This is a genomic window from Paenibacillus sp. QJM3NY_38 (assembly GCF_056173265.1).
The window spans coordinates 1,259,614-1,282,408 of record NZ_CM149665.1 but is presented as its reverse complement, the minus strand read 5'-3'; the positions used below and the strand labels follow the sequence as shown (position 1 = coordinate 1,282,408).

27 protein-coding genes are annotated in these 22,795 nt (G+C 43.6%); 12 read left to right on the top strand and 15 right to left on the bottom strand.

Going from position 1 to position 22,795, the window contains the following annotated elements; translation table 11 throughout:
* The first annotated feature begins 33 nt into the window (after nucleotides 1–33).
* Nucleotides 34–1,389, top strand: a complete 1,356-nt coding sequence (locus AC0VZ8_RS05610; RefSeq protein WP_475486302.1) for a uracil-xanthine permease family protein — start codon at nucleotides 34–36, stop codon at nucleotides 1,387–1,389.
* Between the two features lie 159 nt (nucleotides 1,390–1,548).
* On the opposite strand, the gene AC0VZ8_RS05605 is transcribed toward AC0VZ8_RS05610, so the two are convergent.
* Nucleotides 1,549–1,926 carry a winged helix-turn-helix transcriptional regulator gene (locus AC0VZ8_RS05605; protein ID WP_194545057.1) on the bottom strand — a complete coding sequence of 126 codons (378 nt, stop codon included), beginning with the start codon at nucleotides 1,924–1,926 and terminating at the stop codon, nucleotides 1,549–1,551.
* A 149-nt stretch (nucleotides 1,927–2,075) separates the two neighbouring features.
* Here AC0VZ8_RS05605 and AC0VZ8_RS05600 point away from each other — a divergent pair, with 149 nt between their 5' ends.
* A complete protein-coding gene (locus AC0VZ8_RS05600; protein ID WP_260065098.1) occupies nucleotides 2,076–3,098 on the top strand; it encodes a zinc-binding alcohol dehydrogenase family protein in 1,023 nt (340 codons plus the stop codon).
* A gap of 132 nt (nucleotides 3,099–3,230) precedes the next feature.
* On the opposite strand, the gene AC0VZ8_RS05595 is transcribed toward AC0VZ8_RS05600, so the two are convergent.
* Nucleotides 3,231–3,656: a DUF6157 family protein gene (locus AC0VZ8_RS05595; protein WP_260064903.1), complete on the bottom strand. Its 426-nt coding sequence runs from the start codon at nucleotides 3,654–3,656 to the stop codon at nucleotides 3,231–3,233.
* A 423-nt stretch (nucleotides 3,657–4,079) separates the two neighbouring features.
* Between AC0VZ8_RS05595 and AC0VZ8_RS05590 the strand changes: the two genes are divergently transcribed.
* The 3 genes from AC0VZ8_RS05590 to AC0VZ8_RS05580 all read left to right on the top strand — a co-directional run bounded on the left by AC0VZ8_RS05590 (nucleotide 4,080) and on the right by AC0VZ8_RS05580 (nucleotide 6,452).
* Nucleotides 4,080–4,808, top strand: coding sequence for a MerR family transcriptional regulator (locus tag AC0VZ8_RS05590; RefSeq protein WP_194541096.1), 729 nt, complete (start codon nucleotides 4,080–4,082; stop codon nucleotides 4,806–4,808).
* A gap of 32 nt (nucleotides 4,809–4,840) precedes the next feature.
* Nucleotides 4,841–5,317 (top strand): small multi-drug export protein, encoded by a 477-nt coding sequence (locus AC0VZ8_RS05585; protein ID WP_475486301.1) that lies wholly within the window; start codon nucleotides 4,841–4,843, stop codon nucleotides 5,315–5,317.
* 265 nt (nucleotides 5,318–5,582) lie between these two features.
* Complete coding sequence (locus tag AC0VZ8_RS05580; protein WP_475486300.1) at nucleotides 5,583–6,452, top strand: helix-turn-helix transcriptional regulator; 870 nt, start codon at nucleotides 5,583–5,585, stop codon at nucleotides 6,450–6,452.
* 24 nt (nucleotides 6,453–6,476) lie between these two features.
* On the opposite strand, the gene AC0VZ8_RS05575 is transcribed toward AC0VZ8_RS05580, so the two are convergent.
* Nucleotides 6,477–7,061 carry a hypothetical protein gene (locus AC0VZ8_RS05575; RefSeq protein ID WP_475486299.1) on the bottom strand — a complete coding sequence of 195 codons (585 nt, stop codon included), beginning with the start codon at nucleotides 7,059–7,061 and terminating at the stop codon, nucleotides 6,477–6,479.
* A 414-nt stretch (nucleotides 7,062–7,475) separates the two neighbouring features.
* Nucleotides 7,476–8,210 (bottom strand): SMI1/KNR4 family protein, encoded by a 735-nt coding sequence (locus AC0VZ8_RS05570; RefSeq protein WP_475486298.1) that lies wholly within the window; start codon nucleotides 8,208–8,210, stop codon nucleotides 7,476–7,478.
* A gap of 361 nt (nucleotides 8,211–8,571) precedes the next feature.
* Between AC0VZ8_RS05570 and ssuC the strand changes: the two genes are divergently transcribed.
* The 7 genes from ssuC to AC0VZ8_RS05535 all read left to right on the top strand — a co-directional run bounded on the left by ssuC (nucleotide 8,572) and on the right by AC0VZ8_RS05535 (nucleotide 15,377).
* Nucleotides 8,572–9,351, top strand: coding sequence for an aliphatic sulfonate ABC transporter permease SsuC (gene ssuC / locus AC0VZ8_RS05565; RefSeq protein ID WP_475487643.1), 780 nt, complete (start codon nucleotides 8,572–8,574; stop codon nucleotides 9,349–9,351).
* 22 nt (nucleotides 9,352–9,373) lie between these two features.
* On the top strand, nucleotides 9,374–10,162 hold the full coding sequence (locus AC0VZ8_RS05560; RefSeq protein ID WP_475486297.1) for an ATP-binding cassette domain-containing protein: 789 nt from the start codon (nucleotides 9,374–9,376) through the stop codon (nucleotides 10,160–10,162).
* 118 nt (nucleotides 10,163–10,280) lie between these two features.
* On the top strand, nucleotides 10,281–11,297 hold the full coding sequence (locus tag AC0VZ8_RS05555; protein WP_475486296.1) for an ABC transporter substrate-binding protein: 1,017 nt from the start codon (nucleotides 10,281–10,283) through the stop codon (nucleotides 11,295–11,297).
* A complete protein-coding gene (locus AC0VZ8_RS05550) occupies nucleotides 11,294–12,193 on the top strand; it encodes an aliphatic sulfonate ABC transporter substrate-binding protein (RefSeq protein ID WP_475486295.1) in 900 nt (299 codons plus the stop codon). Before AC0VZ8_RS05555 ends, AC0VZ8_RS05550 begins: the two co-directional genes overlap by 4 nt.
* Before the next feature lies 1 nt (nucleotide 12,194).
* Nucleotides 12,195–13,337, top strand: a complete 1,143-nt coding sequence (locus tag AC0VZ8_RS05545; RefSeq protein ID WP_260064912.1) for an LLM class flavin-dependent oxidoreductase — start codon at nucleotides 12,195–12,197, stop codon at nucleotides 13,335–13,337.
* A gap of 27 nt (nucleotides 13,338–13,364) precedes the next feature.
* On the top strand, nucleotides 13,365–14,351 hold the full coding sequence (locus tag AC0VZ8_RS05540; protein WP_475486294.1) for an ABC transporter substrate-binding protein: 987 nt from the start codon (nucleotides 13,365–13,367) through the stop codon (nucleotides 14,349–14,351).
* A 363-nt stretch (nucleotides 14,352–14,714) separates the two neighbouring features.
* Complete coding sequence (locus AC0VZ8_RS05535) at nucleotides 14,715–15,377, top strand: hypothetical protein (protein WP_475486293.1); 663 nt, start codon at nucleotides 14,715–14,717, stop codon at nucleotides 15,375–15,377.
* Between the two features lie 192 nt (nucleotides 15,378–15,569).
* On the opposite strand, the gene AC0VZ8_RS05530 is transcribed toward AC0VZ8_RS05535, so the two are convergent.
* The 11 genes from AC0VZ8_RS05530 to AC0VZ8_RS05480 all read right to left on the bottom strand — a co-directional run bounded on the left by AC0VZ8_RS05530 (nucleotide 15,570) and on the right by AC0VZ8_RS05480 (nucleotide 22,610).
* Complete coding sequence (locus AC0VZ8_RS05530) at nucleotides 15,570–16,205, bottom strand: hypothetical protein (RefSeq protein ID WP_260064916.1); 636 nt, start codon at nucleotides 16,203–16,205, stop codon at nucleotides 15,570–15,572.
* A gap of 220 nt (nucleotides 16,206–16,425) precedes the next feature.
* Complete coding sequence (gene mazF / locus AC0VZ8_RS05525; protein ID WP_475486292.1) at nucleotides 16,426–16,767, bottom strand: endoribonuclease MazF; 342 nt, start codon at nucleotides 16,765–16,767, stop codon at nucleotides 16,426–16,428.
* The gene (locus AC0VZ8_RS05520) at nucleotides 16,761–16,991 is read right to left on the bottom strand and encodes an AbrB/MazE/SpoVT family DNA-binding domain-containing protein (RefSeq protein ID WP_071221400.1); all 231 of its coding nucleotides are present in this window, start codon (nucleotides 16,989–16,991) and stop codon (nucleotides 16,761–16,763) included. Before AC0VZ8_RS05520 ends, mazF begins: the two co-directional genes overlap by 7 nt.
* A gap of 414 nt (nucleotides 16,992–17,405) precedes the next feature.
* Nucleotides 17,406–17,822 carry a hypothetical protein gene (locus AC0VZ8_RS05515; protein WP_475486291.1) on the bottom strand — a complete coding sequence of 139 codons (417 nt, stop codon included), beginning with the start codon at nucleotides 17,820–17,822 and terminating at the stop codon, nucleotides 17,406–17,408.
* A 26-nt stretch (nucleotides 17,823–17,848) separates the two neighbouring features.
* Entirely contained in the window at nucleotides 17,849–18,259 is a 411-nt protein-coding gene (locus tag AC0VZ8_RS05510) for an EndoU domain-containing protein (RefSeq protein ID WP_475486290.1), read from the bottom strand.
* Nucleotides 18,260–18,620: 361 nt separating this feature from the next.
* Entirely contained in the window at nucleotides 18,621–18,758 is a 138-nt protein-coding gene (locus AC0VZ8_RS05505) for a restriction endonuclease fold toxin (protein ID WP_475486289.1), read from the bottom strand.
* A gap of 118 nt (nucleotides 18,759–18,876) precedes the next feature.
* Nucleotides 18,877–19,374, bottom strand: coding sequence for a hypothetical protein (locus AC0VZ8_RS05500; RefSeq protein ID WP_475486288.1), 498 nt, complete (start codon nucleotides 19,372–19,374; stop codon nucleotides 18,877–18,879).
* 232 nt (nucleotides 19,375–19,606) lie between these two features.
* A complete protein-coding gene (gene cdiI, locus AC0VZ8_RS05495; protein ID WP_475486287.1) occupies nucleotides 19,607–19,933 on the bottom strand; it encodes a ribonuclease toxin immunity protein CdiI in 327 nt (108 codons plus the stop codon).
* 100 nt (nucleotides 19,934–20,033) lie between these two features.
* Nucleotides 20,034–20,471 (bottom strand): hypothetical protein, encoded by a 438-nt coding sequence (locus tag AC0VZ8_RS05490; protein WP_475486286.1) that lies wholly within the window; start codon nucleotides 20,469–20,471, stop codon nucleotides 20,034–20,036.
* Nucleotides 20,472–20,879: 408 nt separating this feature from the next.
* Nucleotides 20,880–21,344: a hypothetical protein gene (locus tag AC0VZ8_RS05485; RefSeq protein ID WP_071221405.1), complete on the bottom strand. Its 465-nt coding sequence runs from the start codon at nucleotides 21,342–21,344 to the stop codon at nucleotides 20,880–20,882.
* Between the two features lie 18 nt (nucleotides 21,345–21,362).
* On the bottom strand, nucleotides 21,363–22,610 hold the full coding sequence (locus AC0VZ8_RS05480; protein ID WP_475486285.1) for a WXG100 family type VII secretion target: 1,248 nt from the start codon (nucleotides 22,608–22,610) through the stop codon (nucleotides 21,363–21,365).
* Nucleotides 22,611–22,795: the final 185 nt, after the last annotated feature.

Genomic DNA, 22,795 nt, shown 5'->3' with positions numbered 1-22,795 from the left:
CAATTCATCCTAACATTCGAGGTGTCCAGCGGAGTGAATACACAAGCAGACAAGCAAAATGACGAGCAAACGAAGTCACAGCAGCATTTAACGGTTCCGCCCGACGGCAAAATATCATTCGGGAAATCCGCCATTCTCGGTTTACAGCATGTCGTCGCGATGGACGTCTATGTCGTTCCTTTCCTGATTGCCATGTTAATCGGCTTGGCGCCGAATCAGTCCAGCGCATTGATCCAATCCACGTTTATTGCGGCGGGGCTTGCCACGATCGTGCAAACGTATTTCTGTATGAAGCTGCCGATGGCGCAAGGCCCTTCCTATGTTCCACTCGGCGCGATTGTCGCCATCTATGCCGCCAGCGGCGGTGGAGAGATGGGTTGGAGTTCCGTGTTGGGCGCGAGCTTGATTGGCGCGATTCTCGTAATTATTTTGGGATATACGGGAGTTTTCAATAAAATCGTGAAATCCTTCATCCCGCCCATTGTCGGGGGCACGATCATCTTCATTGTCGGTCTGTCGTTATTGCCTGTTGCGATTCGAGACAATATCTACGGCGCCACGGACGCTAGCATCAATCAGAACGTACTGCTGGCCCTGATCTCAGCGGCTGCACTCATCCTGTTCGTCATCCTGGGTTCTGTGTTCCGAACAAGAGGCGCGATATTCCGCGTTACGTCCGTGATGGTCGCATTAATTATCGGATGTATCTCCGCCAACTTTATGGGTGTGCTGGATTTCAGCGCTGTCGCAAACGCCAAGTGGTTCAGCATGCCGCAGATCCCGTTTAAGGATTTTGGCTTCTCGTTCGACTTCTCGGCGATCATCACCATGATCATTATTTATCTCGTACTGCTGGCAGAAACGACAGGTACATGGTTTGCCATCAGCAATGTCATTGATAAACCGTTAACCGATAAGAACATTAACCGAGGAGTGATCGGCGAAGGGATCAGCTGCCTGATTGCTTCAGGACTCGGCTCGACGCCGGTTACCGGCTATTCCACCAACGCAGGCATTATCTCCATCACCGGTGTGGCTAGTCGTCGGGTCTTCCTGGCGGTAGGCGGATGGTTTATCCTCTTCGGGTGTTCCGGCAAATTAGCCGCTTTGATCTCCTCGATCCCAACCGCGGTCATCGGCGGCATATTCGCCATCGTCTGCGGCATCATCTCGATTAACGGGATCCAGGTCATGAAGAACGTAAAAATCGGTGAAAAAGAAATGTACATTATCGCGATCCCGATGATTTTGACGTTAGCGTTAGTGCTCATTCCTAAAGATTTCTTGTACACACTGCCTACGTTCGTGCAGTATTTACTCGGATCACCGATTCTGGCTGCTTCACTTGCAGCGATCTTGTTGAATAAATTGCTGCCTAGTGCGAAGTAAGTTGTAGAGCGAGGCAGGGCACTTTTTGACTGAGCCTTACATTTGAAATAATAGAATTCATGAAAAACGCTATGCTTCTCGTAAGCTTCTTACGATAAGCACAGCGTTTTTTCTATTTTGAGAGTATGATTTTAACTTTGCTAGATACCTCGACTGTAACTATATTGATGTTTTCGTTTTTTGCGTTTGTACTTGCTCAGCGTATATTTCACCCCATTCTCTCATCTGGATAATGATGTTGGACAATGTCTGGCCAAATTGTGTTAAGGAATATTCTACTTTTGGAGGAATGACATTATACACTTCTCTATGAATAATCCCATCATTTTCAAGCTCTCTCAATTGTAAAGTCAACATCCGCTGAGAAATCCCTGGAACCAATCGTCTAAACTCATTAAATCTACGCGTATCGTTAAGTAAATGATAAATAATGACACCCTTCCATTTACCCCCAATTACATCTAACGTAACCTCTACGGGGCAAGCATGCTGAAGACCATCCGTACACTTTCCGTAACCACTTTTTCGATTGCGCATCATGACACACCTCTTTTTACAGTATACATAATGTTACTATACAACATTAATGTGCGTACTTATTTTTTATATTATTATCACCTATATTATAACTGTACTTATCATTTTGAATTGATCTTAAAATAAAGGAGAGATATCATATGGTGGAAATGAAAGCCGTAGGATTGTATAAATACCTTCCCATTCATCATTCAGAAAGTCTGATCGATATTACAATACCGAAGCCAAAAGCGGTAGGACGCGATATTTTAGTTAAAGTCAATGCAATCTCGATTAATCCGGTTGATGTGAAAGTAAGGGCGCCTAAAGATAAACAAGAGGAAACACCAAAGATTCTTGGATGGGACGCCTCAGGTATTGTAGAAGAAGTTGGAGAAAATTGTAAATTATTCAAACCAGGTGACCAGGTTTATTATGCAGGAAGTATAACTAGACCAGGAACATATAGCGAATATCATTTAGTAGATGAAAGAATCGTTGGTAAGAAACCTGAAACACTTAATGATGCACAAGCAGCTGCATTACCTTTAACCGCCATAACCGCTTGGGAAGGATTATTTGAACGATTAGGTATCGACTTGAACAATACACAAAAAAATAAAGAACGTTCTATTTTAATTATAGGTGGCGCAGGTGGAGTAGGTTCTATAGCTATTCAACTGGCAAAGTTAGCAGGATTAACGGTTATCTCAACAGCTTCCCGACAAGAATCAATAAATTGGTGCAAAAAACTTGGTTCGGACTATGTGATTAATCACTATAAACCTTTTGTTGAACAGTTGGAAGAAATCAACTTGAAAGGTGTTGATTATATCTTTTGTTTAAATAATACGGATCAACACTGGGATCAAATTGCGGCTTCTATACTTCCACAAGGCAAAATTTGTTCGATTGTTGAAACAGCTGAGAAACAAGATTTAAATGTACTCAAGAGTAAAAGTGCTACCTTTGTTTGGGAATTTATGTTTACGAGAGCCATGTTTCAAACAGAAGACATGCAAGAACAACATCAATTACTTTCTGCCTTATCAGAATTTATCGATCAAAAAAGAATAGTAACGACCCTAACCGACGTACTTAGACCGATTAATGCTGAAAATCTAAAAAAAGCCCATGGAATGGTTGAATCCGGGAAAATGGTTGGGAAAGTTGTTATCGAACATTTCGAATAATTCATTTACACGGATCAAAATCATAAAAGTCCAAAAAAGCAGTCCAAAACTGGATTCCAGTTTTGCCTGCTTTTTTTGATTCAACGATTGTTCACATTAGCGTAATTGTGTCTACTGAACCTATGATTGCACTCACTTCTTCTTGTTTCTCATAGCGGCGAGCAGCTTCACCTTCCCGTTGGCTCCTTCCACAAAGCGCCGATAGTCGGGGGATTCCACCGGAACGATCGCGATTTGCCCCTTCGCATTGAAATGAATCCCCCACCCGTATTTCTTCGGGAGCATCGATGCTCTCAAGCATGGTTGCGGCTTCCTAAAAAACTCGTCTCGAATCTGGTTCCCTCTCTCGGCTAACTCCGTCTCCGGAATGTTTTTGTGCCGGATATGCACTTCGTACAAGAGCTCCTCCTGGGTATAGGCGTACGGATTACTCGTGATTAACTCAAACTCGATGCCCGGCTTGGTTTTTCCGTCTTTCTTGTCCGGCGGCTGCGTTCCTGTCTCAACAGGGCAATCTGTTGCAACGGTAATAAACGTATCATAGTAATTCCAATCCATTATCGTTCCTCCTAAACCAATATATATAGCACCGCTCATAACACATCGACTTATTTAAAACTAATTATAACCCTCTATCCCTGACAGAATCGGTCAGTCATTATCGCCGTCTTTTCTTATTCCCCCCATTAAAAAAATGCTTGAACCTCTACCCGCGTCACCTTTTAAGATATGATTCAGACTTCTTATACGAAAGGTGACGAGAATGAAATTAACCACAAGAAAAGAAAAAATGACGGTACAAATCATGCTTGGGACTTCTCTGGTTCTAGGGTTGCCCCAGTGGTTTAAGTATACGTTTTTAATGATTGAAACCTTCATCATATTGTATGCTATGTTTTGCATCGCTCTTCAGAAACCTTATCATTATCCGGCAATACCTTACATCAAAAATAAAGAGATCCATCGAAATGAGGCGCTAAAATGTTAGATCAAATGATGACTATCGGACAATTATCGAACCACACTGGCGAATCGGTCAGAACGTTAAGATACTACGACAAAATCGGCTTGTTAACACCCAGCGATTACAAGGATGGCGGACACCGGCTGTACAGTAGGGATGACTTGGTACGTCTCCAACAGATTCAGGCATTGAAATTCATAGGTTTTTCGCTGAAGGATATTGCGAACATATTGCAGTATGCCCATATCGAACAAGAGCAGATCAAAAGCACGATACAATTCAAAAGAAAACAGCTCACTGCGGAGCTAGAAAGAATACAGGATATGATCGACCAATTAAATCATATGGATATGATCATTTCGAATGAAAACTCAGTGGATATCAGATCCTTTTGCTTTATTATGCACTCCATCCTTTGGGAAGAAGAGAATCTGGATGAAAACAAACGGAACCTGTATAAAATCTATAACTTTCGAGATCCAGAGCGATTCAAGCTCGACCAAGAATACTATAGCTTATTCTCAAGAATTAGACACTTAGTCATGTCCAAGACAAGCCCTGAATCTGAAGAAGCACTAGAATGTATGAGGAGATTGATGTTTCTCCATAAACAAACACTAATCAAGATGGCAAAGCTTCAAGAAGATGCTCCCGAGGCTGAAACATTCAATATATTGGATCCATTTACCGATGAGGAAAAAGTCTTCATCAAGGATGCCATGCGCATGATGTCGGAGTCGGAGTAAAACATCCATATCATCATTAAGGTGGGAATACATTGATACAAGATATTTTGCAAAAAGTAGAGCATATTCCAGTTCTTTATCAATTTATAGCTGTGTTCGCAATCTCGTTTATCCCTTTCCTCGAGGCTCATGTAGCGGTGCCTGTGGGAGTGCTGCTGAAGCTCCCATTCATTCCAATTGCTGTTCTGGCCATCTTGGGCAACTGGCTTTCGGTCTTGACCGTAATCATTTCCTCTTCGTGGATCAAATCCAGATTTTTCAGTGATAGAAGCGATAGTTTTGTTTATCGACGTTTTCAAAAAGGTAAAGTGTATTTCAATCGATATGGCGTTCCTGGCATTTCCCTATTAGGGCCAATCATTGGGGCTAACCATATAGGCGCATTAATTTGCACGATGGCCAATGCGGATAAGAAAAATATCATCATTTGGCAGACCATTAGTATTATCTTGTGGGCGGTAGGGTCTGGGCTGCTTATTCATTTTGGGAGAGAGTACTTGCTTAGATAGATGATTCACCGTTATATCTTGAGGAGCATTTGAAGACAAATTAATGAAAAAGCGGCTACTAAGATGTCAGAAATAAATCTTGGTCGGCCGCTATTTTTATTAAACTTCGTTTCCAGTTAGCTTAATTAATTTTCCATAATACCAACTAATGTATCCCAGCAGTAGTGACCTACTTGGTTAGTAGATTGCGAATTGCCTTCTAAGCGGTATAACGCGTGTGGTATACTTAGCACAAAAAATTAGAGCGTGTGACGAAGGGGTTAGTATGAACCATCACAGGATAATAGAACAAGCATTGATTCATATCGAGGAAAATTTAGAACAGCCTTTATCCGTGACATCCGTTGCGCTTACTTTCAATATGTCCAAATTTTATTTTCATAGGCTTTTTTCTGCCATGATGGGCTGTTCGTTAAATCAGTACATCCTATCTAGAAGATTGAATGCCGCTTTATCACTCATTTATAACAACAACTTGTCATTAACCGATATTGCTTATCAGTTAGCCTTTGGTACGCAAGCCTCATTCACCCGGGCATTCAAACAACATTACGGCGTAGCTCCAAGCTCGCTAAGAACAGGGTTCAAACCAATCACTCCGACTCAAATACCTACTGTAGTTAAAAGACCATTTAAAAATATTCATGGTGATATCGTCACGGACTTCACACTGACAGAGTTCAAAGAGATCCGAATCAGCGGGATTGCCTTTGAAGTGGACCTAGCCACCGATGATTACAAGCAGAAGATTCACTCCCATTCAAAAATGCTGCTGAATCATATTGATGAAAACATAAATGGTTCTTGTTTTGTCATTTATTCAAACTGTCAACCCAATTCAACCCGGTTCAAAGTGCTGTTCGGAATCCCAAGTGACATTCAAATTCATAAACCCTTTTATTTCACGGTTGATGTACCGACTATTTTTTGTGCGAGGTTCAACTATTTTGGTGACCTGCTTGATATTGGAGAAGTGCTCAAAACAGACTATGCAAGATTCTTAAAGATTTCCAAGCAAGAGTCCGATCAATCGGATATTGAACTTATCCAAGTTTTTAATGACGTCCACAATCTGGATTCAGCCTACCATATCTATGCACCCATCAAGAAACTTCCTGACGATCTGGACATTTAATGTTGCACATCTCTAATTCGATGTTCACTTACGTTCCGACCAAATAATATATCCGATCCATATCAGAGCAACGCCCATCGGTATCGCCAATGCCCGATCAAACGGATGGGGAATGATTGCAGCGGCAAAGGTCACTACAGCAGCGAAGGCCAGCAGAATTGCTGCTGGGCGGGGGAAGACTCTGGCACGTAATGCGGCGATGCCTAGCAGCAGACCTCCTAGCATATACAATACGCCCGCGAGCGGTGCTAATATTGGGAAGATCCCCAGATGAACCTCGCTGATTGTTTCTCCAAAGAGCCCAACCATTCCTACCACAAACTTATCAGCATCACTTGTCAACAACGGCAAAACGAATGCCTCGATGAAACTAAAGATTAATGAGATTAACCAGAACAGATTGAACAAAAGGAAACCGATCAGGCCAAGCCACCCCACTTCTTTCGCTTGGCGTACATAGAATCCCGTAATTCCGATCAGGTTAAAGAACGACATAGCCATAGTCAGGCATGCCACCACTGCCCAAGAGTTTGTGTGCACAGAAGAGATGTCATCTGTCGGGTGGATAAACTGAATGACGATATATAGAATCCCCGCTATTATTGCCATGAATCCTGACCACCGGTTGAGAACATGTGCCGTTATTATTGATTTACTTACCTCTGTATTGAGCTCTATATTCACGATGATTCCTCCACTTCTAGATATTAATCACATGATCGCCACATCTTTCTCGACATGACAGGTTTTCGACTCTAACCATCCAACGAGGATATTTTGAAATTTCTTTGCTACAGCCCCTTCCTTAATCTGTTTGTCGAATATAACTTAACAAATATAGCCTCCCCTTACTTTTCAGATCTTGCTGTAATTAGTGAAGAAATCGTAAGGAACCTTATAACGAAAAAAAGCACCTCTCTCGAGGTGCAAACGAATCTACAATATATTTCCCCCATTCAATCAATTGGACCGTAACCATATCAACCATTCGCAGTTACTTGTTCTATTCTCTCCCTCAACCTATCACTGTTCTGCCAGATTCGATCGAAATGTAGGCAAGCTGGCCGCTCTCCCCATCTCGCTAAGCAGCTTCTCCAAACTAGCTCGCTGAAAGGACGCCAGGTATACGGCCAACAGTTCATCCGTCTCTTCTTCGGATACATCGAGTTCAAATACGATCAGCACATCGTCCTTTCCATAGATTTTCCATACATTCAGCTCTGACCCTTCTTCTAGCTCATGCTCTCGCTCCAAATGCATACTGCTGCAGTAATCGGACAAGCCCCACATGCTCTCATCAAAAATGGCCCAATACGGCAGCCGATCCTCAACTCCTAATTGAACGAGTGCCTTGCCAGCGAGAAAGCGTTGAAGCGATCGATTTTCCAGCTGCCAGTCGGGTAAGTTCCACGCGCAGAGATAGACCGGGGGATCTTTCTGCTCCAAATCCTGAATGCGGATCCCGCAATAGATCACGGACTCCTCCACTTGATAGAAGACCAGGAACGCCTTGTCTGTCGTGAAAAAAGTATCATCAGGAATGAACACGTCCTGCAACAGGAGCGGTTCATATTGGTTATTACACCCTTGGGTGATATATGGGGAACGTCCCAAAATCTTATAATATTCCCGCAGCGTCGTCGGCAACGGAAAGCCAAGGCTTTGTTCTTTAGCCTGAATGTCCGCTTCCGAAATGCCGTGGGTCTCTTTATGATGCTCTCCCAATATAAGGAGAAGTCTTTCTATATTCGCTTCCATTAATTGAGTGAACCTCCTCGTGATGCGTCTGGGTATCATCTACTTCTCTAAATATACTTCAGATTTGAGGATGTGCCCAGGAATAGAACGTCATTTCGGGCCTATTATAAATAGGTACCGAGCCCCGCTTTAGTAGCTCAAGCCCTTCCCACTTTCATAGCGTGAATACATTCGAAATTCCTGGTTGACGAAAATAAAATCGAGAAGTATAATCAAATCCATATTAAACTTATAGGAATTATTAATCATTAAGATGCCGACCATTCAAATGGAGGTCACAGCCTCAGCAGGATATTCTGCTGGCGTTGTGGCCTTTTATTTTTGATCATCCTATTTTTGAAAGCTAGGTGAAGTTGAAGTGATGAGAAAGTTCCTTTCCAATCCATTGATCGGAAAATGTTTGCCTTGGATTCTCCCCATCTTACTAATCGTTGTGTGGGCCATATTATCCAATCTTGACGTGATATCGAGGAAAATCCTCCCCCTGCCTCAAGACGTTTTATTTTCTTTCAGAGATTTGCTGTTTTCAGGGAAGTTAATCGAACACATCTCCATCAGCTTTCAAAGAGCGTTCATTGGTTTCTTAATCGGCGGGGGGATCGGTCTTGTACTGGGCTTTATCAACGGCTTATCGTCCATCGCTGAAAAATTGTTGGATACCACGATTCAAATGGTACGCAATGTTCCTCATCTGGCGATGATTCCACTAGTCGTTCTTTGGTTTGGCATTGGCGAGGAGTCGAAAATATTTTTGGTCGCGATCGGCGTGTTATTCCCGGTCTACATCAATACCCTGCACGGCATCCGCTCCGTGGACAACGGGTTGATCGAAATGGGGAACGTATACGGGCTGCGCTCCGCTTCACTCTTTTGGAGAGTCGTTCTGCCTGGCGCACTGCCTTCCATTCTAGTCGGACTACGCTACGCTTTAGGCATCATGTGGTTGACCCTAATCGTATCCGAAACGATCGCTACGAATTCGGGCATCGGCTTTCTGGCCATGAACGCAAGAGAATACATGCAAACCGATATCATTCTGCTTACCATTTTGCTTTATGCCTTATTTGGAAAGCTGGCCGATTCCATCGCGAAGCTCTTAGAGAAGCGGTTCTTACAATGGAACCCGAACTATCAAAAGTAAGCTCTGAAAGGATGTGTCGACCTTGAATTCCTCTACCTATGGTGTACATCTTCGTACAACAAGATTACAGAAAAGCTTCGGCGAACAACCTGTACTTCAAGGCATTGAGCTGGACGTGAAGCCAGGAGAGTTCATTGCCATCATCGGGCGAAGCGGCTGCGGGAAAAGCACGCTATTGCGCGTGATCGCCGGATTGGAAACATCCACGTCGGGAGACATATGGATCAATGACCATCCGGTTCAGCAAGTACATCCCGAAACTCGCATGATGTTTCAAGATGCGAGGCTGCTGCCTTGGAATAAGGTCATCGATAATGTAGCGATCGGACTTCGAAAAGAAGACCGTCATAAAGCCGAAGCCGCTTTAGAGCAGGTTGGACTGAGTGCACGGGCCAATGAATGGCCATCGGTACTGTCCGGCGGCCAGAAACAACGAGTCGCCTTAGCAAGAGCGCTCGCCAGCCAGCCAAAATTATTGCTGCTCGATGAACCTTTAGGAGCGCTCGATGCATTGACCCGCATTGAAATGCAGCAATTAATCGAATCGCTGTGGCAGCAGCAGCAATTCACGACCGTCTTGATTACGCACGATGTCGAAGAGGCTGTCGTTTTGGCCGACCGTGTGGTGCTCATTGAAGAAGGCCGTATCGCGATGGATCGAGCCGTCCCTTTCCCGCGCCCCCGTCAACGGGGAAATGCCGAAGTGGCAGCATTCATCGATCACATCCTGAAACGGGTCATGGGCATAACCGAAACGGCAAGCCGACATGAAGCAGAAGACCTCCCCTATCCCTTAAAGAAAGGGTCATAGGTTTCTAACACGATCCCGCTTGGGAGGGGATTGCCAAAACACCATTTCTTGAAGGAGGTGGATCACAAGCGAGCGTATGACCGGATGTGAAACCGAAAAAAGAAAGGAGCCCTGAAGCATGCCTACCATCGATAACCCGCAAGAAATCGTTAAGGAAATCAGGATTACACGCTGCCCGGTTCCGACAGCAGCCAGTTTGGCCCTTGACCTCGGACTTCTTCAACAGGAGCTTGAAAAGTCCGGATGTACGACGGCAGAACTAACGAGAAACGCCAATCACGCTTTGCCTCATGCGCATTTTAATCACACCTTGCCTTTCCTGGTGCGAGAAGGAGGGAACATTCCGGCTTTATGGGCGCGCTCCACCGGGAGCGATACGCGGCTGATCGGACTAAGCTGGGTCGATGAATATCAAGCCATCCTTACCCTCCCTGACTCGGATATTCAGGAGCCTGGCGATTTGCGTGGAAAACGAATCGGGATTCCTCGTCATCGTTATTTAGAGATTGATTTTCGAGCGGCCCAAGCGCTTCGCGGTTTCCATAATGCGCTCTCGCTGGCGAATCTTACGCTGGTTGATGTCAACATCGTTCATCTTGAGGCGGTTCCTGAAGGAAGAAGGGATTCATGGAATACCGAAATCGAGGCGCTGCAGCGGCGTGAAATCGATGCCGTTTTTGTCAAAGGAGCTACCGGGCTTGAGGCCGCTCGTACGGCCGCCCTAAAGGAAATGATCGAGCTCGGGTTCCATCCGGATCCGCTGGTGCGAGTCAACAATGGCGTGCCCCGAACCGTGACGGTCGATACGGCACTGACGGAGCAGGAACATGTTGTAGAACAGATTCTCACTTCTCTGCTTCGCGCCGCGGATTGGTCCAAAGATCATCCCGATGATTTCATTCGGGTCGTTACGAAGGAAACCGGCGCTTCATCCGAATATGTAGCATCCGCTTATCGCAATATTTCGCTTCGACCGGCACTACGCGAAGACTATTTAACAGCGCTTGATGCCCAGAGCAGGTTCCTGTTCGAGCATGGTTTCCTCCCGAATCCCGTAAACGTATGGGACTGGATTCTTCCAGAACCGTTAGCCGCGGCTGAATATAACATTGCCAAAGGAGTGTCCCTCACATGACTCAAAGTAAAGCAGACGTAACCATCGGCGTTCATCCCAATAATCATTCGTTATTCGTATTGCGCCGCTTAGGCTTTTTAGAAGAGATTCTTAAAGACCATAACGCATCCGTTGCCTGGGTCGACTACAACGATGGAGCGAAGACGCCACTGCGTATTGCTTCCGGAGAGATCGACTTTGGAGGTACAGGGTCTACGCCGCCGTTAACCGCGCAGGCTTCGGATATCGATATTGTGTACGTTGCGGTATCTAATCCTCGTACAGCTAGCGGAGCATTGGTCGTTCGCAAAGCAACGCCGGTGCAATCCGTTGCAGATTTGAAAGGGTTGCGCATTGCGCTTTCCGAAGGGTCATGGCATACGAGTTTTCTGGCAACCGCGCTAGATAAAGAAGGCCTTCTTTATGATGATGTCGCCCGAGTTGATATAGGCAATGATGGGGCGAATGCATTGCTGGCCGGAAAAGTGGAGGCTTGGGTCGGCAACGATCCGCAGCTGACGGAGCTGCATAACGAAGGACTCATTCGTACGCTGGTGCCGCTTGAATCCCATATCTCTCATCGTTCCGTATGGTTTGCCAGCCGAGATTTTGCGACGAATCGGCCGCAATTGCTCAAGGCCGTTATCGAAGCTCTGCAGCAGGCCGATGGTTGGATTCAGGAGAATACGCGCGAAGCGGCAGAGCTGTTTGCCCGGGACCTGCCCCATTGGCCTTCCGTGGATTCATGGGAAGCCGCGCTTCAGCGGAGACCTTGGGGGCTGCAGCCGATTACCGAAGAATTTATAACTGAACAGCAGCGGGTTGCCGATCTGTTAGCACGACAGCATATTTTGCCCAAAGAAATAGTCGTTTCAGAGGCGGTTTTACCTGTCCCCGTAGAAATTGGAGGAGAATAGCATGGCTGTACACAAAGAGAACGTTGAAGTGTATTGGTATTTAACGGCACCGGATGGCCGCAGTCCTTGGTCAACGGAGGGGGCGCGCAAAATCGATTTGCCTTACCTAAGGCAGATTGCCTCGGCTGTCGACCAATTGGGGTTTACCGGCGCATTGCTGGCAACGGGCCCGCATGATACGTGGGTGCTTGGATCATCCCTCATTTCCAGCACGAACAACATGCGCTTTCTGATCGCTGTGCATCCGCCGTTGATCTCGCCCGTGCTCGCTGCGAAAATGGCGCAAACCTTCGATGATTTTTCCGGAGGACGCGTATTATTAAACATCGTGAACGGAAACACGGCGCAAATGCGTGCCTATGGATCAACGCTTGGGCATGATGAGCGTTATGCCTACACGGATGAATGGATTCAGGTGTGGAAACAAGCGGTGGCCGGGGAAAACCTGGATTACCATGGCAAATATATTACCGCCGAAGGCAAAGCCTTACAGCTCTCCTCCACGCAGAAACCAACGCCGCCCCTGTGGTTCGGCGGATCGTCGCAAGCGGCTCATGTCACGGCAGCCAAGCATATCGATACGTATCTGAGCTGGGGCGAAACGCCTCCGCAAGTCGCCGAGAAGATTCAAGATCTTCAAGCTTTAGCTGCAGAGCAAGGGCGTACGATGCGGTATGGCATCCGGCTGTATCTGATCGTTCGCGATACGGACGAAGAAGCTTGGCAAGAAGCGGATCGGCTGCTCAAGACGATGGATCCGCAAACCGTGGAAAATATGCAGACGATTCTTCGAAATAGCGATTCGGTGGGGCAGCAGCGCATGCTTCGCAATCACAACGGTCAGATCCCGAAAGACGCGCGGGAGCTCGAGATTTATCCGGATTTGTGGGCCGGGATGAGTCTGGTACGACCAGGTCCGGGCACAACGATCGTAGGCAGTCCGGCAACAGTTCTGGCACGCATAAGAGAGTATCAGGATGCGGGCATTTCAACGTTTATTTTCTCCGGTGTTCCATTGCTTGAAGAAGCTTACCGTGTAGGAGAATACATCCTGCCCCATCTACGCGTGAACCGTCAGGCCGCAACCATACAGAAGCAAGAAGAACAGGAGAAGGTTTTCACTTGGGCTCATCAAATCCACTAAATGATCCGGCAAAAAGGGAAGTGTCCTATGCGAAAAATAAGCTTACATTTACTTTTAGCAATTCTGTTAGTGACGTTAGCGGCTTGTGGTAAGGCCGGTCAAGCGAAACAAGCCAATGCTGAGGATGAGGCCGTACCCATTCGTCTTGGCATACTGCGCAGTGCCCAGCCATTAAGTTTATCCGAGGAAGGCGGGCCTCTGTATAAAAGGCTGGAAGCAGCCGGGGCGAGCATTGAAAAAACCGGCGGTTTCGCCGCCATGTCGCCGGCGATCGAGGCGTTAAACGCCGGTTCGATCGACATCACGATCGGCTCGATTACGGCAGCCATCAGCGCACTCGTCGGAGGCTCCTCGGAGTTCACCATTTTTACGAAACAGCAAGGCGATTTTCATAATCAAGGGATTGTGGCCAAGCCGGAAGCGGGCATTAAGGGCCCTTCCGACCTTCGGGGTAAAAGAATCGCTGTTAACCGCGGCGGCACGGGCGAATACCTACTATATAAAGCGCTGGAGAAAGGCGGACTCGATGCAAGCGAAGTCGAGATTGTCTATCTTCCGCCAACGGAAGCGGGACCTGCCTTTGAAAGCGGGCAAGTCGACGCTTGGGCGACATGGGGTTCGTTTACGGCCGTGGCGCTCGTCGACTTCGGGGCAGAGCTGGTCATTTCCGCAGGCGACATCGAATCCGAGAACGATACGGTGTATATTGTGCGAAACGGCTTCCTGAAGGAGCATCCTGAGCTCGTCCATGAAGTGTTCGAAGGCTTGAATGAAGAGTCCGCGCTTCTATCTGACGACGTCGATCACACCGTCCAATTAATTCAGGACATCCAAGGCGTCTCCGAACCCGTCGCGCGTCAGCAGCTGGAAGGCTCTTTATACCCGTTTGACCCGATTGATGACACCGTCCGCCAACGTTGGCAAGCGGTGGCCGATTATATGTTTGAGAAAGGGATTATTCCGAATGAAGTGGATGTCCTATCCAATACGGTGGATGTGAGGACGTTGAAGTGAGACCGCTTGAGGAAGCTTAGTGGAGCGGAGGATCAGACATTGTTCGGTAAAAATTCCAGTATGCAACCATTTGAGGACACTAGGTCTGTTTAGGACTTGGTGTCCTTTTTTTCATGTTCAATCATACCAATCGGGCGGTCCATGCAGAAAGTGGTGATGGATCTGTTAAGTTCTGGATTGGGCTTTCGGTTAAAGATACTTTATCACGCAGGCCATTAAAGTATCTTTGATCCGTCCTCACCTTCACCCGTCCCTAAGTATCGTCCTAGCTTGCATTATGCCATGAATTCCATTAACTTATTTTTGATAGCTTCATTAATTAACATGACCATACATGCCGTTCTAAGGAGGATTGGGAAAGGCTTGATTCGCAAAAAGAACCGATATGTCATAGCCATCTTCATGGCCTTCGCTGCCCTTTTGACCGGCTGCAGCACGTCCGTCAAACAAACCGTCCCGCAGAACACGGACCCTAAATCGATGTTAAGCGTAATCTATGATTTGGAAGGGATTAAATCCGCTAGTTCAGTGAAGACAGAACCTTTGACAGAAATCTCGGAGATCGAAGACAATATCAGCATCCGCTACCAATACGTTTTCTTGGTGAAAGATGCCGTCAATCATAATAATCAAGCCGTTCCGGATCGGCTGTATGTTGTGTCTGCGGTCGAGAATACGAGGAAGGATCGGGAAATCAGCATCCAGTACATCGACGGCTCCATCAATGGGGAAATAGTTAAGAACAATCCGCGGCATCTTCCCATTACCGTGAAGATATGCCAAGATGATTCCAAATCTCTTTGCGAGGCTGAGGATTCGAAGACTTATCAAGCGAATGCGATTGTTTTTTCGTTGGACCAATTCCCCCCATTTCGGTCGCACGGCAATGTCGTTGATTTTAGCGTTAAGTATGCATTAGGTAAGAGTAAAAAAGAGCTTCGAGAGCAATTTCTAAGTGATTCGGGGTTGCAGGAAACTGACAAGGCGATCGTTTCCCTGAAGCTGCCGGACACATTGGTGAAATAACAAGAAACGTTATCGTTAACAGTTGGCAGAACATCAATCCATGCAGCAAAGAGAGAGAACAATCAAAGCTGCGAAATACCGCGGCTTTTCGATATGTATGAGGAATATTCCGTCCGGTGGAGTAGAACGACCTATTTTATTGATTCTGTCATTCCTTACACCTCTGAGTTTCATCAGAAGTGTTGGTCACTCTTAACTGTTAAAATAGTCACTTACGATTTTATCTAGTTTTTCATTTCCCTTTTCATTTTCAGATAAATATTCGATAAAAAAATTATTAACATAATCATTTTTAAATTCACTCAAATACAAAAATGCTGTTTCTATATTTTGATTAAACATACGTTTATTCATTTCCTTATGTGATAATCTAATAACCTCTTCAATAAAGTTACTATCCTTTTTTTCTAACAATAACTCAAGTATAGTATCTAGTTCATCTTGATTGTCTCCCTTTATTATTTCACATATTTCTTCTCTGCTCATTTCTAGTTTGTATATATCTTTCTTTGCACTCCGAAAATCATCTACTGAAGTACCTGCTTCATCATATAGCATTGACCAAAACTTGTCATAGCTAATAAATTTATGAGTAAACCTATACTTATTTTCTGATATTTCTTTTTCTAAATAATTAGGATTTTTATCTGAACTGATTTCAAAATACTTAGCATCATACGGAATTACACTTCCGTAATCATCTTGAATTTTAAACATAATATACAGTCTTTCATAAGCATCTGCTATGAACTCACCTTCATAAACTGTATATATTTTATTTATGGTTAAATTAGGATTTTTGCTATTTTCTATACACTTTACTCGCATTATCTCACCTCATTTTCGTAGGAATGAAATTTCATCTAGATCTATAATCCAAATCAAGCAAGCTCATCTCAGGCAACGGGGCCTCATCACTATAGAAGCTTGAGAGAACAAACATAGCAATTTATGATCATGCACATATATACCTTCTAAATGTATTTTATAGGGAAAAACCGTTCCAACAAATCCGATACGGAGGAGCGGCTTATATAATAATGTACGGTTAGTGAATCAACATATCGACCCTACTCAAAACCTCATCCAAGGTCTCCTTTGGAACTCTGCAAATAAACTTGACTTGGCGAGATTGCCAATCAAGGCTCTTGATTTGATCAGACAGGATAACCCCTTCAATCGGTAAATCCTGTGGAATAATCACCTCGAATGGGTAACCTTTAGCCTTGGAAGTAGCAGGACAGAACAAGGCTAAGCCGACTTTTCCATTATATTGCGCAGGTGAGAGGACAAGGGCTGGGCGTTTTCCCGACTGCTCATGGCCAGATTGGGGATTAAACTGAAGCCATACCAAGTCGCCGCGATCAGGAATGTAATTTTCTATTACCATGACTCACGTCCTTGCGGATCACCCGTTTGAACCTCGGAATGGATATTATCAGGCGTTATTTTCGAAAGTAGATCTTCCAGTTTATTGGTCCGTGGCTTGATGACGAGATGGCCATCTTCAACGTCAAGATCGATTTCTGAGCCTTCCTCAAGTCCTACCTCCATGGCCAGTGTCTTGGGGATACGAATGCCTAAACTGTTACCCCATTTTTGAACTTGTGACATACCATCACCCCACACTAATGTTTATACAAAGTATAAACATATTCTGGGATGGAGTCAAATTATTGACCTTTTCGGCGAGTTTTAGTAATCCATGATCGATTAGACTTGCTTTACTTCACAACCACCCGCTGATTTCCATCTTCATAAGCGTAACCAAGCTCAATAGCTCTATGTCCCCGATTTAATCGATTTCTCCAGAGCACTGCCGGATCTATCGTATCCGCGCTTTTCCACTTGTTTCATTAACTCATCATAAGGAAGACTAATTTGAGAAGGTAATGCCCTTGCCTGTAAAATACGTTTTGTAAGTAAGCCGGCCAATAGGCCTTCTTCTTGAATGAATTTCGGATCTGTCCCAAAATGTTCTCCGTCGATTCTGGAGAAGTGGATTCAAACAAGGTATAGAGCGCAAATTTATGAATGTATTTTTGAAAGAAAATCTTGAAGCATATTTTTCACTGGTAAGCTCGAAGTTTCCGATAAAATGTTATTAACACGTTGTATTATTATGGGATTATCTAATATCATTTTCTTACTATCATGATTTGTAAAACTTCTTAGTGTGTCAATGCATCTCTCGAACAACTCAACATCATTAGTGCTCAGCAATGCTATTAAAATGTTAAGTTCATACATATTACACTCATTATCTAAACAATATGCTAATTTTCTTTGCCATTCTACTGGTTTACTTAGGACTTGATTAGATAGTTCATCCCAATCACTTGGACTAAACTCTGCAAGGATCTCGTTTGCAATGACACAGCCATCATCGTACCAAGAATCTACTGTTGTATCCGCAGATAATAGGTCATCTAGTTCTTTGTACATATACATTGCCTCCACTTAATGTTGAATTAAAAACCTGCTGGGCGAGATGCAGTTACCGTTCCTGTTGGATAGCCACTGGTCACATTTTCTCCAGCTTTAATTACATCAACTTCAACATCATTAACAATAGCTCTATGCCAAGTTGCCCCATCTCTTAACCTGGTTGAAATAGCTGGTGCATTACCAACATTAGTTATGCTAATTAGAATTTGTTCTTGAGTCCAAGACTCTGGAAAGAGTGTACTTGTATTAATTTTAGAAAGATTTCCATCTAGGAATTGTGTGGTAAACCTTACTTTTCTCGTACCATCAGGGTTAATAAAGATCTCTTCAACTGCATAATTTGGATTACGGTTAGTGATTTCAGGAGAATGCCCACCAATTAAGTCATTCTTATTTGGGTTTTTGCTTTGTCCCTCCAATATCTTATCTTTCATTTCTGGACTAATAACAATCGGAAGTCAACGAACAAGGAACCGAAAGACAAAAAACAGGTCAATCATCATGGTATCTAACCATAATCGACCTGTTCAATGTAAAGGAATAGCGTTATTAAGGATATAAAATTCAAGAATTTTAGTGCGTACAACAAATTAAAGAAATCATCATACGGGTATTACTTGGGCTATACGTGTTATAGGTTGAATGATGGGTACATCGTGACTGGGTAGCCCCACTGAATGAATTATTTATCCTTCTCTAACACATATGTCTTTGACTTCTTAATCTCTATAATTTGCTTGTGTGTCATGACATCAATATCTCCTGCTGGTTTACCAGTAGATATATTATCTAGTTTTAAGCAGCCTCAAGAGTTGCTTTCATTTGATCACGAACACTTTTGTATACTGTTTGAAGTGCAGGTTTAGATTGAGGAACATACTGGTCACTAATAGCGTCAAACTCTCTATGAGCAGGGTTATTGGAGAACTTCACACGGGTTTGTCAGCCGATTCTGCCAACTATTGCATCTGCCGCCGCATCAGGTTTATTTACAACCTCCAGATTTCTTGAATAGCTACCAGCATTACCCGTCCCCTCATCCCCCGACTTCTTACTGCCAATTCTCATATTTAGGATTTTTATAGCACCAATCAGGATCATAAGGTAACGGTTTTAATCTTTGCATGTCTTCCCAACTGTAGGCCCAATCATAATCTGCTACCCAAAAGTAATCGTCCGGGTTAATCTTAAGGTATTCATAGATAAAACGATAAATAACCTTCTCTGCTCCGTAAACCTCTTCAATAGTCCCTATCCGAAATAATTCGCGGTCTGAATTCAAACCAAGATCATCATAGTCACTGAAAGATATACTCGGATTCTCTCTAGCCTTTACATACAAAATAAATTGGTAGTTATTCTCTCCGCTATTATAGGAATGGTCAAGTATATTCAATGTTGTAGATGAGAATCGTCCCTCTTCGTAATTTTTATAATTTTCAAATATAAGTTTAGCTTCCGAATGAAAGGTTGCTACAATTGTATCCGCCAAGAACTTTTCCGGCGTATATTTTTCACGATCTGTCAAAATAAAAGCAGTGGTTCCCATTCTATCTTAGTGCCTCCTTTAAATCTTCCAATGAATTAACAATGGTTACACCTTGTGACTTTATATCTTCTAGCATCTTAGTATGCTCAGATCTTAAGTTAACTAACGGCTTATCAATATATAGAATTATATTTTTGTTCTCAGGATTGAAAAAATCCGGATGGTTTTGCTTAGTCATCTTCAAAAATTGCTCTGTGTGGCTTGGCAGGTTTTTACGATCTTTTTATTAAAGTTATATACCTAATCTGTTTTTTATTTTTTCTAGTGAGGTATTAATCTTATTTTTATCTTCTGGGTGCTCGTCAAGATGTTTTACACTAAATATAATTAAATAGTTATAAAATTCATCATACTCAGTTACTGCCATTACATTTTCGTCGGAAGCTGGGGGCTCTCCTATAAAGCACACTTTCTTATCCCCAATGTAATACTCCTCTTCTGGCTCATGATAAGATGAACATTGTACCTCTAGTGGACCCGATCCATAGCCATGCCTCCCAATATCCCCAAAATACTCCAAAGCCCTTGGGAAATCAATAACCCAGAAATAAGATTCCACTAGTTTGTCAATTTCGTCTTTTTCTGTAAGTATCCTATACAGTTCTTTTTCTCCTTTAGTTAATAATAATTAAAGCACTTCAAGTATTCTTTGGGTTTGTTCAGTCCTCAAGTTCTGCTTTTAAATTTCCTTTTATTCTTAGACTTGCCCCAATTTCCACACTAACCTTTTCTTCAAATTCCACTAAGACGTTTCTTCCCAGACCTTGAATATCACAAATGAGTGTGTAATCATCTTCTTTTTCCATTATTGTAGCTACAGCGATAATATGTGAGGATTCGCTTATAGGCTGTAGCAACTCTTCAGTAAGTCCTTGTTGTTTAGTAATAATTGAATACTCATTTACCCAATCAATCCCAATCTTTAAGGTTATACTTTGGTTTACATGAAGGAGTTGAGACTGATCTCCCTTTTCCAAGTACTCGTCGTGTTGGATTAGGTGACACCAAAGTTTTTTTTGTATACTAGTTAAGCTTAGATAAATAAGTCGTTCATAACCATCTGCGATTGTTTTTTCAATGATACCTTCAAGTTTCATAGCCTACTCCTTATTTCAACTTGCCAAATGATTTTGGATCACTTGGCATAATTGACTGAAATTTCTCATCTTTAACAATAACCACGACACCCTTTTTAGGATTTTCTGCTCCGTCTAAATAGTATATCTTTTTCCCGTTAACCTCTCTGAGCGGCCCCGATCTTTGGACCCTCCCAAAGTCAACCTCTTCGTCAATTGATTGTAACTATTCCACCCTATTTCAAATAACTGGAGAGGGAGCCAGAGTCCTTTTTAAAGACAGCTGGCTCAGTCGGAAGTACCTATTGGACATACAAAAAAAGCTCATTCCTACATAGGGTCCAAGTGGGAATGAGCCTTTGAGAGTTTATCAACTGTTTGTTAATTGTCTAATTTTTATATCTGTAAGATTCCATTTGTCTCTTATGTCTATCCGTTACTTTCAAGGCTCTTAACTTCTACCATCTGTTGTTCAATCCAATTCATAACCATTTCTGCCTCTTCTGTATTCATCACTTTTTTCTCTTTTTTATATTTATAATTTTCATAAGCCCATAATAATATGATTTTCACAAATTCAACTGTTTCTAACTTACAAATTGGTTCCACTTCATCTTCATCTTCATCATAAAAAATATCTTCAATTGTTGTATACTCCCTATCTGATGTAACAAAAGTCACATTGCCTCCGCGCTCATAACAAGGTAATTTGCCTGTTAATACATCAAGATAGTTTTTGATATCAACCTTCAAATCTTCATATCTTAGAAGTATATCAGATCCTAGAGGATCACTTATCATATTGGCAAACTCAAGTGATTTCTCTTCACTAAAGTCCAACACTACTATATTAAATCTGTCAATCCATTTCAATTTATATTTGTATTTAATCACAGTTCATATCTCCCTCATTTAATACAATGGATAGGCTGAAATGATCTTATCATTTCTTAAAACAAACTCTATTTCCATTCCCTGACTTGTTATCCCTCTATAAACGTTATTTTTTACAACTTCTTTATTAGTAAATGCTTCATTTATAGCATCTACTACCTGTTGAGGTGACCATTCTTTAGGAAAAAATGTTGATTTAACTTTTTTTAGCACTCCGCTAACTTCTATACTGGCCTGATAGACACCCAACTCATTAGGCGGGTCAACATTCCCGACAATTTTACCGTTACTATTTGGCATCCCTTCATAATGATAACCATTGGCCCTTCCACTTTTGAGTACTTCGCCATCAAAAATATGGTTTAATCCATTTTCTTTAGTCCCTATTTTAAAGTTTTCTGTGTTCTGTAGCCCACCGAGCCATTTTCCTTTATCTACTGCAGCAGGTCTGCCACCATCATCGCCACGCTCGCCGCCGCTACCATTTCCGCCTCCAAGATCATCATGCTTATTATTCAGCGGGCCTCTACCCCTAACTCCAGCGCGGTTGAGAATAGCGCCTCCAAGGATCATAGCCGACTGTTGACCCAAGTAATTGGACCAGCCGCCTGCTGAATCGACTTCTTTCATTGTGTCTGCCACGATTTTTTCACGATATTCGTTACTAAAAACCATTCGGCCGGCCCATGCCGCTGTGTCCCAAATATCCTCGACCGTCCCGATGGTTGCATTATAGAGCATGTCTTTCCCGGTTCCAAGCGGATCTTCGTACAAGGATATCGCCGTATCCTTTAAAGAGTTCCCTAACTGGGCGGCCCCGATCTTTACGCCCTCCCATAGTTCCCCTGCTTCTTGCTTCACGGTGTCCCATGCCTTCCCGGCTTCCTGCTGCACCGAATTCCAAGCTTCCTCCGCATCCTCTACGGCACTATAGCCTGCGGGTCCCCTCATAATAGGGAATGTTCCCAGCACATGCCCAGCAACTTGGATCGGTTGTACCCGCTCATCTGCTGCCTTAAATCGTTGGGCAATCCCTCTCAGCTCCAGACTTGTCCGCTGGATATGCTCCGTGGTCAGTGTCATCTCCCGATGCGCCTGCTGAAATTCCGCGTAAAAACGGGATCTCGTCGTACCTTCCCAGGCAGACTCCAACATATGAATGTTCTGGCTCAGCATGTGTATCATTGCTTCCAGCTGTTCATGCGCCCTGGAGCATTGCGCTGCAACGTGCAGCAACATCTCCGGTGTGACCAAAATTCTACTCATAACAACCTCTCCATCTTGCTTCCGGGATTGAACCCGATCTCCGATCATATTTAACTTAAATATTTCACTTCACTAGAATTATATGGAAAAGGTTCTCGAGGCCTTGCTATGTTACTTTAAAACTAGGATCTTTTTCTCAGTTAGATATGGGACTTTATTACGAGCGGGATTATCAGTAATATGAC